We start from the raw sequence: 16770 nt of genomic DNA, 5'->3' as shown, positions 1-16770 counted from the left end.
CCGTCGGATCCCTGTGGGCACTTCCAGCATGTACCCGCCGGGAGGCGAAGGGAACGGGCGTCAGGGGCCCGGCTCAGTGCACGATCGAGTAGCTGCGCCAGGGCAGGGTGCCCGGCACGATCGAGTCGCCGCTGTTGGTCGGGAGGTAGACCGGCGCCTCGCCTCGGCAGTGCGGGGTCCGGTAGAGGATCAGGTCCACCAGGGTGCCGTTCTCGATCCGGGTCGCCCCGAGCGGCAGCCGGTGGCAGCCCTTCACCGGCGGGCTCATCACCCGCACCACCTTCTCCCCGCGCGTCTCGTACGTGACGGGGCCGACGGCGGTGCGGCCGAGGCCCGAGCAGCCCGCGACCGTGAGCGTGAGCAGCACGGCCCCGGTGGCGGTCGTGAGACGCCGGCGAACGGACATGGCGGAACCCCTTCGATCGGGCGAGCGAGGCGGTCGGCGGCAGCCCCGGAGGCGAAAAGCCCTGGTCGACGCCACCCTCCCGCCCCCGGCGGCGGCTGTCACCCCGGGTTGGGCCGGTCGGGGGACGCACGCCCGCGCCCGTTGTCAGACCCCGCCCGTAAGGTCGGGAGTACCGGCGCGGAGGCTCCGCGCCGACCGGTGGACCCGGGGAAGGAGGGCGGCACATGTCGGAGCGCTGGACGGCCCGCGCCGCCGTCTTCCTGCCCGCGGCGCTGCCGCGCCAGGGCAGGATCGTCCTCTGGGCGCCCGACGGGGCGCCGCTGCCCGCCCCCGACGGGCTCGTCGGCGCGGAGCCCGCCCGGATCACCGTGGCCCGCCCGCACGGCAGCGGCACCCGCCGCCGCGAGGTCCCCGCCGTCACCCTGCCGGTGGCCACCGCCCTGCCCTTGCTGGTCGCCGCCCGGCACCACCCCGCCGCCCACCCCGCCACCGCCTGCTGGGGCGCCGCCGCCCTGCACGCCCTCCACCTCGTCGCCCGCGGCCGGCTGCTGCCCGGGCTCACCGCCGACGACCTGGACGCCTGGCGGGCCGGGCCGCTCGACGCCGAGGACATCGCCCATCTGCGCGCCGTCGCCGCCGCCATGCCGTACGAGGCGCACGCGGTGCCCGTCGCCGGATCGGGGCCGCTCGCCCTGCCCGATCCGGAGGCCCTGGTGCGGGCCTTCCTCGACGCGGTCGCCGACGCCCTGCCCCGTACCCCCGCCGCGGCGCACGCGGTCGGCGCGCCCTTCGCCGCCGCCGAGCCCCAGCACCTCCCGGGGGCCCGCGCCTGGGCGGCGGAGGCCGCCGCGGGCATGGACGCCGGGGTGCGGATCTCGCTCCGCCTCGACCTCTCCGCCGCCGAGCTGTTCGACAGCGCCGACGAGGCCGAGGGAGGCGCCGAGCGGCAGGCGGCCGCCGCCATCCTCCAGGTGCACAGCCTCGCCGATCCGACCCTGGTCATCGACGCCGCCGCGCTCTGGGCGGGGGAGGGCGAGCACTTCGGCCCCCGCGCCCGGATCGACGCCCTCCTCGCGCTGCGCCGCGCCGCCCGGATCTGGCCCCCGCTCGGCCGCCTCCTGGAGCGGGACGCGCCCGACGTCCTCGCCGTCAGCGAGGCCGAGCTGTACGAGCTCCTCGGGCCGGCCGCGGCCCGGCTCGCCGACGCCGGGGTCGCCCTGCACTGGCCGCGCGACCTGGCCCGCTCCCTCAGCGCCTCCGCCGTCGTCCGCCCCGCCCGCTCCGCGCCCGGCTCCGCCACCGACGGCACCAGCTTCTTCGACTCCACCGAGCTGCTCCGCTTCGACTGGCAGCTCGCCCTCGACGGCGACCCGCTCACCCAGCGCGAGATGGACGTCCTGGCCGAGGCCCACCGCCCCGTGGTGCGGCTCCGCGACCGCTGGGTCGTCGTCGACCCCGACCTCGTCCGCAAGGCCCGCAAGCGCGAACTGGGCCTGCTCGAACCGGTCGACGCCCTCGCCGCCGCCCTCACCGGCAGCGCCGAGGTCGACGGCGAGACCGTCCCCGCCGTGCCCGTGGGCGCGCTCGCCGTCCTCCGCGACCGGCTCCTCGCCGGCCCCGAGCCGGCCGCGCCGCCGCCCGGACTCACCGCCACCCTCCGGGACTACCAGCTCCGCGGCCTCGCCTGGCTCGACCTGATGACCTCGCTCGGTCTCGGGGGCTGCCTCGCCGACGACATGGGCCTCGGCAAGACGGTCACCGTCCTCGCCCTCCACCTGCGCCGCGCCCGCCGTGAACCCACCCTCGTCGTCTGCCCCGCCTCCCTCCTCGGCAACTGGCAGCGGGAAGCCGCGAAGTTCGCCCCCGGCGTGCCCGTCCGCCGCTTCCACGGCACCGCGCGCGAGCTCGGCGACCTCGACGGCGGGATCGTCCTCACCACCTACGGCACCCTGCGCACCCGCGCCGCCCGGCTCGCCGAGCACTCCTGGGGGATGGTCGTCGCCGACGAGGCCCAGCACGTGAAGAACCCGTTCTCCGCGACCGCCAAGGCACTGCGCACCCTCCCCGCCCCCGCCCGGGTGGCCCTCACCGGCACCCCCGTGGAGAACAACCTCTCCGAGCTGTGGGCCCTCCTCGACTGGACCACCCCCGGACTCCTCGGCCCGCTCAAGGCCTTCCGCGCCCGGCACGCCCGCGCCGCCGAGAACCACGAGGAGCTGGAGAACGAGGAGGCGGTGGAGCGGCTCGCCCGGCTCGTCCGCCCCTTCCTGCTGCGCCGCCGCAAGTCCGACCCCGGCATCGTCCCCGAACTGCCGCCCAAGACCGAGTCCGACCACCCGGTACCGCTCACCCGCGAACAGGCCTCGCTGTACGAGGCGGTGGTCCGCGAGACCATGGGACTGATCGAGGCCGCCGAGGGGATGGCCCGGCGCGGACTCGTGATGAAACTGCTGACCTCGCTCAAGCAGATCTGCAACCACCCCGCCCAGTACCTCAAGGAGGAAGCCCCGCGCGGCGGCACCGCCCGCCTCGCCGGACGCTCCGGCAAGCTCGCCCTCCTCGACGAACTCCTCGACACCATCCTCGCCGAGGACGGCTCCGTGCTGGTCTTCACCCAGTACGTGACGATGGCCCGGCTCCTCGCCGATCACCTCACCGCCCGGGGGATCGGGAGCCAACTCCTGCACGGGGGGACCCCGGTGGCCGAGCGGGAGCGGATGGTCGACCGCTTCCAGGCGGGCGAGGTCCCCGTCTTCCTGCTCTCCCTCAAGGCCGCCGGCACCGGCCTCAACCTCACCCGCGCCGGCCACGTCGTCCACTACGACCGCTGGTGGAACCCGGCGGTCGAGGACCAGGCCACCGACCGCGCCTACCGCATCGGCCAGACCCAGCCCGTACAGGTCCACCGGCTCGTCACCGAAGGCACCGTCGAGGACCGCATCGCCGAACTGCTCCGCGCCAAGAAGGCCCTGGCCGAGGCCGTCCTCGGCTCCGGCGAGGCCGCCTTCACCGAACTCACCGACCGCGAACTGGCCGACCTGGTCTCCCTGAGGAGGTCCGCGTGAACCGCCCCGGAGCCCGGCCCGGCCGTCCCGCGCCGCGCGCTGCCGGCCCCCGCCACGACGACCGCCGCCGCACCTTCCCGGCCGTCCCGCCCCGCGAGGCCGCCGACGGCCGCTTCGCCGCCACCTGGTGGGGCAACGCCTGGGTGGCCGCCCTGGAGCGCACCGCCCTCGACCAGGCCCGCCTCGGCCGGGGCAGGGCGTACGCGGAGCGCGGCCACGTCGACGCCATCACCGTCACGCCCGGCCGGGTCGTCGCCTATGTGCACGGCAGCCGGATCCGCCCCTACCGCACCGAGATCCGCATGCGGACGCTCGGCGACGACGGCTGGGAGCTCTTCCTCGACGAGGCCGCCGCCCGCCCGGAGCACATGGCCGCCCTCCTCGACAAGGAGGTCCCGCACGCACTGGAAGCCGTCGAGGGGCTGCTGCCCGCCCCCGGCGACCTGCTCCCCGACTGCTCCTGCCCCGACGACGGCTTCCCCTGCAAGCACGCCGCCGCCCTCTGCTACCAGGCCGCCCGCCTCCTCGACGAGGACCCCTTCGTCCTCTTCCTGATGCGCGGCCGCGGCGAGGGCGAACTCCTCGCCGAGCTCTCGCGGCGCAACGCCGTCCGCTCCGCCGCCGAGACCACCGCCGCCGCGCCCGTCCTCCCCGCCGTGCCCGCCCGCGACGTGCTCGCCGCCGGGCCCCCGCTGCCGCTGCCCCCGCCGCTGCCGCTCCCCGACCGGCCCGGGCGGCCCGCCGTCTTCCCGCCGGACCCGCACGCCCCGGACCCGCTGGCGCTCGACCTGCTCGCCGGCGAGGCCGCCGCCCGCGCCCACGCCTTCCTCGCCACCGGCCACGACCCGGTCGCCGGTCTCACCCCCTGGCAGGACGCCGTCCGGCTCGCCGCCGCCCACCCCGGCTCCGGCCTCACCGCCTCGACCCGCGCCCTCTACCGCGACCTGGCCGACGCGCTCGACCGCACCCCCACCGACCTCGCCCGCGCCGTCGCCGCCTGGCGCCAGGGCGGCGCGGAGGGCCTCGCGGTCCTGGAAGAACCCTGGGATCCGCCCGCCGGCCCCTTCGACCGCGCCCGCCCCGCCCTCCTCGCCGCCGACTTCCCGGCCTTCCGGCCCTGGCGCAACCACCTCTCCACCGCCTCGCTCCAACTCCGGCTCGGCAAGGACGGCCTGTGGTACCCGTACGAATCGGACCACGGCCGCGAGGACTGGTGGCCGCGCGGCACCCCCGACTCCGACCCGGTCGGAGCCCTCACCGAACTCCTCGGCCGCTGAAACCCGTCGGGGTCATCACTCGAACGGAACCTCCCTCGAAGGAGTGAAACCCGGCAACGGCCGGATCCGGCGGACGCCTCCGTGGCGTTTATTCCGGTACGGGCAATCGCCCGTGCAACTCCGGAAGGCAGGAAGCCATGAGGCAGATGCGCCGAAGTGGTCTGGCCACACTGTTGGTCACGGGTGGTGCGCTCGCGCTGTCGGCGGGCGCCGCCCACGCGGACTCGGGTGCCGAGGGCGCCGCGGTCGGCTCCCCGGGAGTCGGCTCCGGCAACACGATCCAGGTGCCGGTCCACGTACCGGTCAACCTCTGCGGGAACACCGTCAACGTCGTCGGGCTGCTCAACCCGGCCATGGGGAACGCCTGCGCCAACACCTCGGCCCCGGCCGGGGAGCATCGGGACGGCGGGCCCGGCCGCACCCACAAGGACGAGGCCGTGACCCCGCGCGGCGGCGAGCAGACCGGCGGCGGTTCCTCCGACGGCGGGGCCGCCAACGGCGGCGGAGCCACCGCCGAGAGCCACGCCGAGGGCTCCCCGGGCGTGCTGTCCGGGAACGGCCTCCAGCTCCCCATCGACCTGCCGGCCAACGTCGTCGGCAACTCGGTCAACGTCGTGGGCATCGGCAACCCGGCCGTCGGCAACACCGGGGTCAACGCCCCGAGCACCCCCGAGGAGCCGCAGGTCGAGGTCCCGACCCCGCGCCCCCAGACCCCGGTGCGCAACCTTCCGCCGAAGCCGGTCACCGAGCAGGAGAAGCCCGCCGCTCCGGCGCCCGCCCCGGCCCCGCAGGGCGGGACCGAGCGCGTCGTGCTCGCCGCCACCGGTAGCGACTCCGTCGGCTACGCCGCCGCGGGCAGCGCCGCGCTCCTTCTCGGTGGCGCGCTGGTGTACCGCCGCGCCCGCCGCGCGGGCGACCAGGTCTGACCCGGACCCTGCCACGCCGGGGCCGGCTCAGCTGACGCCCGAGCCGTCAGCGGTCGGCCCGGCCCGGTGTCCCCTCCCCGCCCGTCGCGCCCGTGCCCGCCACGCCGGGCGCGCGCCAGGCGCGGAGCACCGTCTCGATGGCGGAGGAGACCCGGGCGCGGGCCTGGTGGCGGGGGACCCCGGACATCAGCAGCGCGTCGTACGGCGTGTCCACGTGCCGCACCGAGGCGCGGACCGCTGCCGTCACGGCGCCCCGGTCGAGGGCGCGTCCGGCGGCCGTCCTGCCCACCCGGCCGCTGCCTTTCGCGGAGGCGTGGGCGGCGATCTCGGTGGCCCGCTCCGGCGGCATCGCCGGGAAGAGCCGCAGGATCTCCACCCGCAGGGCCTCGGTGATCCCGGCGTCCCGCACGGCGCGCCGCTCCGCGTCCCGGGCCCGGCGCCGGGCCCGGGCCTCCGCGTCGGCGAGGCAGGCCGCCTCCGCCCTGGCGAGCGCCTCCTCCTCGACGAGCAGCCCCTGGCGTTCGTAGCGGGTGCGGCGCCGGTTGTGACGGACCACCACCGCCCACAGGGTGCTCTCTTCGCGGGCGCGCCGGGTGAGGGCGGTGTCGCCCCGGCGCAGGAAGACGAGGTGGCCGAGGTCGGCGCAGTCCAGGCAGACCGGCTGGTGGTACTCGACGATCATCCGCTCCAGCGGGCCCTGCCGGCACTCCGAGCAGCGGCGGCGGCGCAGTGGTTCGACGACGACGGGGGCGACGAGGTCCATGGCCGCCCCCCTCAGCGGAGGCCGGGCGCGGCGGCGGCGACGAACCGGGCGAGGGCGTCCTTGGCCAGGTCGGAGCGGCGGGCCCGGTCGGCCGTGCCGACCGCCTCGTGCATGCAGTGGGTCTCCTCGAAAGCGGCCTCGGCGAGCCGCCGCAGCTCCGCGTCGTCGCAGACCAGCTGGACGCGGAAGAGCGCCTGCCGGGCAGCGGTCCGCTGCCGGTAGGAGGCGTGCCGGGACTCCTCGGCCTCTTCCGAGCCGGGCTCCTCGACGGCCCGGAACCAGCGGTCGTTCTGGCTGTGCCGGTACTCGACGACGGCGCCCGCGAAGGCGCTGTAGGTGGCGATGCGCTCCTGGCGGAGTTGCTCGTTCCGGGTGAGTGCCGCCGTGCGCAGGGTCATCCGTCCCTGGAACCAATGGGTGGCGATCACGCCGAGAAGCGTGCCCGCCACCGCTATCAGCGCCACGTCCATGCCGTGGTCCTCCCCCGAGTCACCGTTGCCGACCGCCCGAAGATCCTTCGGACGGTCAGATCATGGCATTGCGGCGGGGGCCGCGTCACCGTCGTACCGGGCGGCGAGGGCGGCCGCCAGCCGGTCCCTGGCCGCCGTCTGCGCGGCGATGCGGGCGTCGAGAACGGCGAGCCGCTCGCGGGCGATCTCCAGGCCACGGGCGGAGGGGCGCACCGACGGCAGGTCCCCGTCGAGACAGGAGCGGAAGGCCGCCACGTCGTCGAGGGTGAGTCCGGCGTCGAGGAGGTAGCGGATGTTGGCGACGCGGACCACCGCGCCCTCCTCGTAGACCCGGTAGCCGTTGGGCGCGCGGTCCGAGGCGATCAGGCCCGCCTGCTCGTAGTGGCGCAGGGACCGTGTCGACGTGCCCGTCCTGCGGGCCAGTTCACCGATGCGCATCCGCCCGTCGTATCACGCGACCAGGGCGCCCCCGTCCACCGGGAGCACGGTGCCGGTGAGGAAGGCGGCCCCCGGGGCGGCGAGCGCGGTGATCGCCCAGGCGACCTCCTCGGGCCGGCCGATCCGGCCGAGCGGGGTGTGGGCGAGCTGCCAGGCCCGGACGGCCTCGCGCTGTTCCGGGGTGAGGCCCATGTGGTCGGCGATGGGGGTCTCGATCGCTCCGGGGGCGACGGCCACCACCCGGACGCCGTCGGGCGCCAGTTCGACGGCCCAGCAGCGGGTGAGGGTCTCCAGGGCGCTCTTCGTCGCCGGATAGACCGAGTTGTTCGGCCAGCCCCGCTGGCCGACGGTGGTCGTCACGTTCACGACCACCCCTCCGGAAGCGCGCAGCGCGGGGACGGCGGCCTGGGTGAGGAGCACCGGCGCGAGCAGGTTCGTCTCCAGGAGGGGTGCGATCCCGGCCCGGTCGAGAGTGCCCAGGGGGCCGCCGGCGGCGATGCCCGCGTTGTTGACCAGGACGTCGAGGCGGCCGTGGTCGGCGAGAACCCGGCGGACGAGCTCCTCGGGCGCGCCGTCGGCCGTGATGTCGGAGGGGAGGGGGTGGATCGCGCCGGGGGCGTCGGAGGCGGTCTCCTGGAGGGGCCCGGGCCTGCGGCCCACGGCGACGACGGTGGCGCCCTGTCGGGCGAAGGCGCGGGCGGTGGCCCGGCCGATGCCGGTGCCGGCGCCGGTGACGAGGACGACCCTGGGGGAGGCGGTGGTGTTCATGCGGTCGATGGTGGAACCGTGACGCCAGTGGCAAGGTCAAACCGGGGGAGCGCGCGGGGCAGAATGGGTGGGATGCGATACGAGGCGATCACCTGGGGCCGGATGGCCGGGCGGCTGGCGCGGCATGTGGACCGGCTCGCGCCCGGTGACGGCGGCGATCGGCTGAAGGTCGCCGTCGACGGGGCCCCGGCCGCCGGGGGCGAGGAACTGGCCGGGCTGCTCGCGGAGCAGCTGCGGGATCGCGGGCGCCCGGTCCAGGTCGTCGGCACCCAGGGGTTCCTGCGGCCCGCGTCGCTGCGGTACGAGCACGGCCGCCAGGACCCCGACGCGTACTACGAGGGCTGGACCGACACCGGGGCCCTGTGGCGCGAGGTGTTCACCCCGCTGGAGCCGGGAGGGGACGGGCGGGTGCTGCCCGATCTGTGGGACCCGGTGAGGGACCGGGCGACCCGGAGTCCGTATGTGACGCTGCCGCCGGGAGGTGTCCTGGTGCTGCACGGGCCCTTCCTCCTCGGGCACTGGTTCCCCTTCGACCTGACCGTCCATCTGCGGCTCTCGCCGGCCGCCCTCGGGCGGCGCACCGGTGAGCCCTGGGCGCTGCCCGCCTTCGCCCGGTACGAGACGGAGGTCGACCCGGCCGGTACCGCCGACGTCGTGGTCCGGGCCGACGACCCCCGGCACCCGGCCTGGACCGGGCTCGGAGACCTCGCCTCAGACTGACGGCGGGCGGCCCGGCGGTCTGCCGCCCACCACGGTCACCGCTTCGGAGCCCGCCGCGCACCCCGCACGCGCCGCCTCCTCCGGGTCCGCGCCCCCGAGCCGGGCGGCGAGGAACGCGCCCGTGAAGGCGTCGCCGGCGCCCGTCGAGTCCAGCAGCCGCTCCGGCGGCACGACCGGGGCCGTGACGCGGGCGGTGACCGTGCCCCGCTCGGCGATCAGGGCGCCGCCCGCGCCGAGGGTCACGACCGCCAGCGGGACGCGCCGGCTCAGCTCCCGGGCCGCCGCCTCCGCGTCCGGGGCTCCGGTGAGCAGCCGGGCCTCGTCGGCGTTGGGCAGCAGCACGGAGGCGCCCGCCACGGCCGCCAGGAACCGCTCCGGGCCCAGCTCCGCCAGGAAGCCGGCCGACGCCGGGTCCACGCTCACCGGTATCCCGGCCGTACGGGCGTCCCGCAGGGCGAGCAGCGCCGCCGCGCGGCTCGACGGGGCGAAGAACAGATAGCCGGAGAGGTGCAGGGCGGCCACGCCGTCGAGCAGCCCGGCGGACCAGTCGTCGGGGCGGAGGCGGAGCGCGGCGCCGCTGTCCGTCAGGAAGGTCCGCTCGGCCGCCGCGTCCACCAGGGCGATCACGGTCGCCGTGGGCACCTCGGGATCCGGCACGAGGTGCGGGCGGACGCCCGCACCCGCCAGCTCGCGGCCGTGCCGGGCGACCGACTCCGCCCCGACCCGGGCGAGCAGCCGCACGTCACGCCACCCCGAACGGGCCGCCCAGCAGGCCGCGTTGGCTCCCGCGCCGCCCGGCAGGGTGCGAATCGAGGCGGCCGTGTCCGTCGCGGGAGCCAGCGGCCCCCGGTAGCGGGCCACCACGTCCGTGACGACGTCCCCGACGATCAGCAGCGCCCCGCTCGGCGTCGGGCCGCCGGCCGCCGTCACCGCTCGCCCGCGGCGTACGCCCCCGCGATCCGGGCCGCGAGCCGGACGTTGCCCCGCACCGCCGCCAGGTTGGCCTCCAGGGACGCGCCGTCGGTGTGCGTCGTCAGGTACTCCAGGAGGAAGGGGGTGACGGCCTGTCCGGTGATGCCCTTCTCCTTCAGCTCGGCGAGCCCCCGGGCCAGCACGCGGTCGTGCAGCGCCGGGTCCAGCTGCTCCGCCTCGGGCACGGGGTGGGCGACGACCAGCGCGGACCAGGGCCGGCCGAGGGCCTGCCGGGCCCGTATGACCGCGGCGACCTCCTCCGGGGTGCGCAGCGTCCAGTCGACCGGCTCGCCGGAGGAGGAGAGGTAGAAGCCGGGGAAGGTCCCGGTGCCGTATCCGGCGACCGTGACGCCCAGCGTCTCCAGGCGCTGGAGCGTGGCCGGGACGTCGAGGATCGACTTCACGCCCGCGCAGACCACCGTGATGCCGACCTCGGCGAGCAGCCGCAGGTCGGCGGACTCGTCCTGGGTCTCGTGCCACTCGCGGTGCACGCCGCCGAGGCCGCCGGTGGCGAAGACCCGGATGCCGGCCGCGTCGGCGAGCCGGGCCGTCGCGGAGACCGTGGTCGCGCCGGTGGCGCCGGTGGCGAGCGCCGGGGCGAGGTCGCGGTGGCCGAGCTTGCGGACCGAAGGGTCCTCCGCGATCCGGGTCAGGCCGGCCCGGTCGAGGCCGATCCGCGCCACGCCGTCGAGCACGGCGATGGTGGCGGGCACGGCGCCCTCGGCCCGTACCGACTCCTCCAGTTCCACGGCCACGGCGAGGTTCCGCGGGCGCGGCAGGCCGTGGGCGATGATCGTCGATTCGAGGGCGACGACGGGCCGGCCCTCGCGGAGCGCGTCCCGTACCTCTTCGGACACCAGTGTGGTCGTCATGGTCCATGTCTGGCGCGGCCACCCGCCCCGCAAACACCACCGGCGATCTCCCGCCACCCCTCTGTCGCACGAGGGCGCGAGGGGGGTACGGATTCGGTCTCCGGGCGTCCGGCCCGGCGGGCCCGGGCGGGGCACGACCCGCCCCGGTGGCGGGCAAGGCCCCGGTGCGGAATCCGCAGCGCTCGGCTCGGTCCGGCAACGTGCCTGGTCAGAGCGGTGAGCGGAGGGATTTGTTCCGCCCTCCCGGCCCTGGGGGCCGCTCCGGCACCCGGCTACAGTCACCGGCCATGACGACTCACGACCTCCCCTCCTTCGCCGTCCACATCCCCGACGCCGAGCTGGAAGCCGACCCGCTCGACCCCGCCCAGATCGTGTCCGGCACCCCCGAGGTGTCCGGCAAGGTGCTGTGGGAGTCCGCCGACGGCAAGCAGGTGCGCGGCATCTGGCAGATCACGCCCGGCGTGGTCACCGACACCGAGGCGAACGAGCTCTTCGTCGTCGTCAGCGGCCGGGCCACCGTCGCCGTCGAGGGCGGCGCCACCATGGAGGTCGGCCCCGGTGACGCCTGCGTGCTCCGCGAGGGCGACCGGACCACCTGGACCGTCCACGAGACGCTGCGCAAGGCGTACCACATCACCTTGCCCTGACCCGGCGCCGGTCAGGCCCTGCGGAGCACGCCCCGCAGGGCCAGGGCCGCCATCGGCAGCAGCAGGCAGGCGGCGATCGCGTTGAGCGGACCGTAGCCCGCCTGGGAGACGATCACACCGGCCAGCAGGCCGCCGAGGCCCGCCGCCGTGTTCATCGCCGTGTCCGACAGGCCCTGGACGGACGCCCGTGCCGCCTGCGGCACCGAGTCCGTCAGCAGCGCCGAGCCCGACACCAGTCCGGCCGACCAGCCGAGCCCCAGGACGAACAGCCCCGCCGCGACCCGGGTGTGGCTCCCTCCCGCGGTGCCGGCGAGGAGCGCGGCGATCCCCAGCAGTCCGACCGCGAGACCGATCACCGCGAGCCGGCCGAGCCGGTCCGAGAGCCACCCCATGACGGGCGAGAACGCGTACATTCCCGCGATGTGCACGCTGATGACGAGCCCGATCAGCTCGATCCCGGCCCCGTGGTGGGTGAGCGCCACCGGCGTCATCGACATGATCGACACCATCACCGTGTGCGAGGCGACCACCGTGACCAGGGCGATCCGGGCCTGCGGCGACTCGCGGACCGCACGCAGCCCGGCCCGCAGGGACCGGTCCTCGGGCCGGTCGTCGGCCCCGCCCCCGTCCGCGGCGGCCAGCGCCCGCGCCGTCAGCAGCGGATCGGGCCGCAGCAGCAGCGCCACCACCAGCGCCGAGACCACGAAGACCACCGCGGCCCACAGGAAGGGGCCCGCGGCGACGGGTATCCCCAGGCCCGCGACGCTCCGCCCGGCCGGCGCCGCGATGTTGGGGCCGAGGACGGCGCCGATCGTGGTCGCCCAGACCACCGTCGAGATGGCCCGGGCCCGGCGGTCCGGCGGCGCCAGGTCGGCGGCCGCGAACCGGGCCGTCAGATTGGCCGAGGAACCCGCGCCGAAGCCCACCAGCCCCACCAGCAGCAGCGGGAAGCTGTCGAGGACCGCGCCGAGCACCGCGACGCCGGCGCCGAGCGCGCCGAGGAGATAGGCGAGCACGAGACCGGCCCGGCGGCCCCTGCGCGTCATCAGCGCCGCGAGCGGCATCGCGAGCAGCGCCGGTCCGGCGACCGTCGCCGTGGAGGCGAGCCCGGCCAGCGCGTCCGTGCCGCTCACCTCGGTGGCGAGGACGGCGGCGAGCGCGACGCCGGTGGCGATCCCGAGACCGCCGAGGATCTGGGTGGCGACGAGCACGGCCTGGACCCGGCGGCGCAGCGCCGGCAGAGCGGCGGTGGAGAGCGGCGAGGCGACCTCTCCGGGGACGAGGATGTCAGGGGCGTCGGGCGTTTCGGTCACTACCGGAGTGTGCCAGCCCCCGCGCCGCAGGGGAATGCCGGGGAACCGGGCTCCAGGTGGCCGGGTGCACCCGGGCGGAGGGCACGCCCCGGCGACCGGGGGTTCAGAACAGCGGTTCCGGCAGCACGCCCTCCAGGGCGAGCAGTCTTCGCTTCGTCTCCAGGCCGCCGCCGAAGCCGCCGAGGCCGCCGTCGCTCTCCACCACGCGGTGGCACGGCACCACCACCGGCAGCGGATTGGCACCCATCGCCGCCCCCACGGCCTGCGCCGCCGCCGGCTGACCCACCCGCCGCGCCAGCTCGCCGTACCCGACCACCGTCCCGTACGGGACGCCGGTGGCCAGCTCGCGCAGCACCTGGCGGTTGAAGCCGGTCGTCAGCGACCAGTCGAGCGGCAGCTCGAACGCGCGCAGCGCCCCCGCGAAGTACCGCTCCAGCTGCCGCACCGGCTCCCCGAGCAGTCCCGTGGCGCACTCGACGGCCGGGCCGCCCAGCTGCCCGGCCAGCCGCTCCGGCATCCGCGCGCCGCGGTCCCCGCCCGCGTGGAACTCGACCCGCACGAGCCCCCGCCCGGTGGCCGCCAGGAAGAGCGGGCCGATGCCGCTCTCCACCACCGCCCACTCGGCCCGCACACCGCGCGGTCCGTCCTCGATGTCCATGCCCTCACGGTACGGCCCGGCACCGACAGCCCGGCCCGGACGGCCCGTTCCGGCCATGCTCCAGCGATGCCTGTCAGCCAGAACGATCGTTCGGCGGCAATCCGGCGGTGGGACCCCCTCCGGAGGTCACGGACCGGTCTCGCTCCGGTCTCGCGACCGGAAAATCGCCGGTCAGGTACCCGCGGAGCCCCCGGCGGGCCATAATCTCGCCCCGGTAGTACTACCCAGCGGTACCGACTGTTTTCGGACGTCCATGCGCCAGGGGTGGGAGGGCACACGCTCATGCAGGGCACGGTCGACGGATTCAGCTACGGGATCGTCACGCCGGTGGCGGCCTTCCTCATGGCCTGCCTCGGAGGCGCCCTGGGGCTGAGATGCACGACCCGCTCGCTGCGCCACCGGGACTCCTTCAAGGCCGGCTGGCTGGCCCTCGGCTCCACCTCCATCGGCACCGGCATCTGGACGATGCACTTCATCGCCATGATGGGCTTCACGGTCGAGCAGGCGCCGGTCGACTACGACCGGCCGATCACCTTCGCCAGCCTCGCCGTCGCCATCGTCATGGTCGGCATCGGCATCTTCATCGTCGGCTACCGGGGCGCCACCGCGCTCACCCTCGTGACCGGCGGCACCATCACCGGCCTCGGCGTGGCCACCATGCACTACCTCGGCATGGCCGGAATGCGGCTGCCCGGCCGGATCGAGTACGACACCCTGACCGTCGCCCTCTCCGTGGTCATCGCCGTCGTCGCCGCCACCACCGCCCTCTGGGCGGCGGTCTCCGTCCACGGATTCCTCGCCAGTCTCGCGGCCAGCCTCGTCATGGGCGTCGCCGTCAGCGGCATGCACTACACCGCCATGGCGGCCGTCAGCGTCCACCTGCACGCCCCCTCCGCCGCGGACACCGGCGCCACCGCGGGCTCCATGCTGCTGCCCATGCTGATCGGCCCGGCGGTCTTCCTCATCCTCGCCGCCGTCGTCGTCATGTTCGACCCGCTGCTCGTCATGGGCGACCCCGACCCGCAGCGGCCCCCGGCCCGCGTCCCCCACCGTCCCGGCGTCCCGGCCCCCCGGCGGGTCCCCGGCTACGGCGAGCCCGCGCACTGGACCGCCCGCCCCGCCGGACGCGGCTCCCGCCACGCCGTCCCGCGCGGCGGCCACCGCTCCCAGGACTGGTGACACGGCGATCACCGCCCGACTGTCGGTGGCGGGTCGTACGGTGGTGGCATGCGGCCCGTTTCAAAGATCGAACGTTCGGTGGCGCCCTTCGAGGTCGTCTCCCCCTACCAGCCGAGCGGCGACCAGCCGGCGGCCATCGCCGAGCTGGACCGGCGCATCCGCGCCGGCGAGAAGGACGTCGTCCTGCTCGGCGCGACCGGCACCGGCAAGTCGGCCACCACGGCCTGGATGATCGAGAAGCTCCAGCGCCCCACCCTGGTGATGGCGCCGAACAAGACCCTGGCCGCCCAGCTGGCGAACGAGTTCCGTGAGCTCCTGCCCAACAACGCGGTCGAGTACTTCGTCTCGTACTACGACTACTACCAGCCCGAGGCGTACGTCCCCCAGTCCGACACCTACATCGAGAAGGACTCCTCGATCAACGAGGAGGTCGAGCGGCTGCGCCACTCCGCCACCAACTCCCTGCTCACCCGCCGGGACGTCGTCGTGGTCGCCTCCGTCTCCTGCATCTACGGCCTCGGCACCCCGCAGGAGTACGTGGACCGCATGGTCCCGCTCAAGGTCGGCGAGGAGATCGACCGCGACCAGCTGCTCCGCCGCTTCGTCGACATCCAGTACACGCGCAACGACCTCGCCTTCACCCGCGGCACCTTCCGCGTCCGGGGCGACACCATCGAGATCTTCCCCGTGTACGAGGAGCTCGCCGTCCGCATCGAGATGTTCGGCGACGAGATCGAGGCGCTCTCCACCCTCCATCCGCTGACCGGCGAGATCATCAGCGACGACCAGCAGCTGTACGTCTTCCCCGCCAGCCACTACGTCGCCGGCCCCGAGCGCATGGAGCGGGCCGTCAACGACATCGAGCGCGAGCTGGAGGGGCGGCTCGCGGAGCTGGAGAAGCAGGGCAAGATGCTGGAGGCCCAGCGCCTCCGCATGCGCACCACCTACGACATCGAGATGATGCGCCAGATCGGCTCCTGCTCCGGCATCGAGAACTACTCGATGCACTTCGACGGCCGCGAGCCCGGCTCCCCGCCCAACACCCTCCTCGACTACTTCCCCGAGGACTTCCTCCTCGTCATCGACGAGTCGCACGTCACCGTGCCGCAGATCGGCGCCATGTACGAGGGCGACGCCTCCCGCAAGCGGACCCTCGTCGACCACGGTTTCCGGCTCCCCTCGGCCCTCGACAACCGCCCCCTGAAGTGGGAGGAGTTCCAGGAGCGGATCGGCCAGACCGTCTACCTCTCCGCCACCCCCGGCACCTACGAGCTGTCCCGCTCCGACGGCTTCGTCGAACAGATCATCCGCCCCACCGGCCTCGTCGACCCCGAGGTCGTCGTCAAGCCCACCGAGGGCCAGATCGACGACCTGGTCCACGAGATCCGGCTGCGCACCGAGCGCGACGAGCGCGTCCTCGTCACCACCCTCACCAAGAAGATGGCCGAGGACCTCACCGACTACTTCCTGGAGCTCGGCATCCAGGTCCGCTACCTCCACAGCGACGTCGACACCCTGCGCCGCATCGAGTTGCTCCGCGAGCTGCGCTCCGGCGAGTACGACGTCCTCGTCGGCATCAACCTGCTCCGCGAGGGCCTCGACCTCCCCGAGGTCTCCCTCGTCGCCATCCTCGACGCCGACAAGCAGGGCTTCCTGCGTTCCGGAACCTCCCTCATCCAGACCATCGGCCGCGCCGCGCGCAACGTCTCCGGCCAGGTCCACATGTACGCCGACACCATCACCCCCGCCATGGCCCAGGCCATCGACGAGACCAACCGGCGCCGCGAGAAGCAGGTCGCCTACAACAAGGAGCGCGGGATCGACCCCCAGCCGCTCCGCAAGAAGATCAACGACATCGTCGCCACCATCGCCCGCGAGGAGGTCGACACCGAGCAGCTGCTCGGCACCGGCTACCGCCAGGGCAAGGACGGCAAGGGCGCCAAGTCCCCGGTGCCCTCGCTCGCCGCGCACGCCCCGAAGGCGGGGAAGGCCGGCAAGGCGGGCGCGAAGGCGGGCTCGACGCTGGAGCTCGGCGACCGCCCCGCCGCCGAACTGGCCGGAGTCATCGAGGAGATGACCGAGCGGATGCGCGCCGCCGCCGCGGAGCTGCAGTTCGAGGTGGCCGCCAGGCTGCGGGACGAGGTCGCCGAACTGAAGAAGGAGCTGCGGCAGATGAAGGAGGCGGGGCTGGCGTGACCCGCGGCGGCCCGGTGTGTTGCAAGACCGACACAAAACCGGGCCGCGCCCGGCACGTTGTCAGTGGGCCTGCGTAGGGTGCTGCCACAACGACGAGAGG

General features: G+C 75.2%; 16 protein-coding genes. 7 read left to right on the top strand and 9 right to left on the bottom strand.

The genetic code is table 11. The features are described 5' to 3' along the window. Positions 1-73: 73 nt before the first annotated feature. Positions 74-406 carry a hypothetical protein gene (locus ACFZCF_RS00795; RefSeq protein WP_388439408.1) on the bottom strand — a complete coding sequence of 111 codons (333 nt, stop codon included), beginning with the start codon at positions 404-406 and terminating at the stop codon, positions 74-76. A gap of 224 nt (positions 407-630) precedes the next feature. Here ACFZCF_RS00795 and ACFZCF_RS00790 point away from each other — a divergent pair, with 224 nt between their 5' ends. From ACFZCF_RS00790 to ACFZCF_RS00780, 3 genes are all read left to right on the top strand, one after another. Beyond that, positions 631-3471, top strand: a complete 2841-nt coding sequence (locus ACFZCF_RS00790) for an SNF2-related protein (RefSeq protein ID WP_391283725.1) — start codon at positions 631-633, stop codon at positions 3469-3471. Then, positions 3468-4748: an SWIM zinc finger family protein gene (locus ACFZCF_RS00785; RefSeq protein WP_391283724.1), complete on the top strand. Its 1281-nt coding sequence runs from the start codon at positions 3468-3470 to the stop codon at positions 4746-4748. Before ACFZCF_RS00790 ends, ACFZCF_RS00785 begins: the two co-directional genes overlap by 4 nt. A 137-nt stretch (positions 4749-4885) precedes the next feature. Beyond that, a complete protein-coding gene (locus ACFZCF_RS00780; RefSeq protein ID WP_391283722.1) occupies positions 4886-5674 on the top strand; it encodes a chaplin family protein in 789 nt (262 codons plus the stop codon). 46 nt (positions 5675-5720) lie between these two features. Here ACFZCF_RS00780 and ACFZCF_RS00775 read toward each other — a convergent pair whose 3' ends face one another. From ACFZCF_RS00775 to ACFZCF_RS00760, 4 genes are read right to left on the bottom strand one after another with little or no spacing between them, the layout of a single operon-like run. After that, entirely contained in the window at positions 5721-6437 is a 717-nt protein-coding gene (locus tag ACFZCF_RS00775) for a DUF2293 domain-containing protein (RefSeq protein WP_391283720.1), read from the bottom strand. 11 nt (positions 6438-6448) lie between these two features. Continuing rightward, positions 6449-6907 carry a hypothetical protein gene (locus ACFZCF_RS00770; RefSeq protein WP_388439395.1) on the bottom strand — a complete coding sequence of 153 codons (459 nt, stop codon included), beginning with the start codon at positions 6905-6907 and terminating at the stop codon, positions 6449-6451. 60 nt (positions 6908-6967) lie between these two features. Beyond that, positions 6968-7345 carry a MerR family transcriptional regulator gene (locus ACFZCF_RS00765; protein ID WP_391283718.1) on the bottom strand — a complete coding sequence of 126 codons (378 nt, stop codon included), beginning with the start codon at positions 7343-7345 and terminating at the stop codon, positions 6968-6970. 12 nt (positions 7346-7357) lie between these two features. After that, a complete protein-coding gene (locus ACFZCF_RS00760; protein ID WP_391283717.1) occupies positions 7358-8113 on the bottom strand; it encodes an SDR family oxidoreductase in 756 nt (251 codons plus the stop codon). 72 nt (positions 8114-8185) lie between these two features. Here ACFZCF_RS00760 and ACFZCF_RS00755 point away from each other — a divergent pair, with 72 nt between their 5' ends. Next, the gene (locus ACFZCF_RS00755; protein WP_388439386.1) at positions 8186-8833 is read left to right on the top strand and encodes a uridine kinase; all 648 of its coding nucleotides are present in this window, start codon (positions 8186-8188) and stop codon (positions 8831-8833) included. On the opposite strand, the gene ACFZCF_RS00750 is transcribed toward ACFZCF_RS00755, so the two are convergent. Both ACFZCF_RS00750 and ACFZCF_RS00745 read right to left on the bottom strand, forming a co-directional pair. Then, positions 8825-9763: a PfkB family carbohydrate kinase gene (locus ACFZCF_RS00750; RefSeq protein WP_391283714.1), complete on the bottom strand. Its 939-nt coding sequence runs from the start codon at positions 9761-9763 to the stop codon at positions 8825-8827. The genes ACFZCF_RS00755 and ACFZCF_RS00750 overlap by 9 nt on opposite strands. Continuing rightward, positions 9760-10677: a pseudouridine-5'-phosphate glycosidase gene (locus ACFZCF_RS00745; protein ID WP_391283712.1), complete on the bottom strand. Its 918-nt coding sequence runs from the start codon at positions 10675-10677 to the stop codon at positions 9760-9762. Before ACFZCF_RS00745 ends, ACFZCF_RS00750 begins: the two co-directional genes overlap by 4 nt. Before the next feature lie 287 nt (positions 10678-10964). On the opposite strand from ACFZCF_RS00745, the gene ACFZCF_RS00740 reads away from it, so the two are divergent. After that, on the top strand, positions 10965-11324 hold the full coding sequence (locus ACFZCF_RS00740) for a cupin domain-containing protein (protein ID WP_388439376.1): 360 nt from the start codon (positions 10965-10967) through the stop codon (positions 11322-11324). An 11-nt stretch (positions 11325-11335) separates the two neighbouring features. Here ACFZCF_RS00740 and ACFZCF_RS00735 read toward each other — a convergent pair whose 3' ends face one another. Next, a complete protein-coding gene (locus ACFZCF_RS00735) occupies positions 11336-12637 on the bottom strand; it encodes an MFS transporter (protein ID WP_391283709.1) in 1302 nt (433 codons plus the stop codon). Between the two features lie 103 nt (positions 12638-12740). Continuing rightward, complete coding sequence (locus ACFZCF_RS00730; RefSeq protein WP_391283708.1) at positions 12741-13295, bottom strand: methylated-DNA--[protein]-cysteine S-methyltransferase; 555 nt, start codon at positions 13293-13295, stop codon at positions 12741-12743. Between the two features lie 282 nt (positions 13296-13577). Between ACFZCF_RS00730 and ACFZCF_RS00725 the strand changes: the two genes are divergently transcribed. Next, positions 13578-14474: an MHYT domain-containing protein gene (locus ACFZCF_RS00725; RefSeq protein WP_388439367.1), complete on the top strand. Its 897-nt coding sequence runs from the start codon at positions 13578-13580 to the stop codon at positions 14472-14474. 48 nt (positions 14475-14522) lie between these two features. After that, the gene (gene uvrB / locus ACFZCF_RS00720; RefSeq protein ID WP_391283706.1) at positions 14523-16670 is read left to right on the top strand and encodes an excinuclease ABC subunit UvrB; all 2148 of its coding nucleotides are present in this window, start codon (positions 14523-14525) and stop codon (positions 16668-16670) included. Positions 16671-16770: the final 100 nt, after the last annotated feature.

Source organism: Streptomyces sp. NPDC007945 (genome assembly GCF_042958885.1).
Classification (GTDB): domain Bacteria; phylum Actinomycetota; class Actinomycetes; order Streptomycetales; family Streptomycetaceae; genus Streptomyces.
This window is presented reverse-complemented; position numbering and strand designations above follow the sequence as displayed.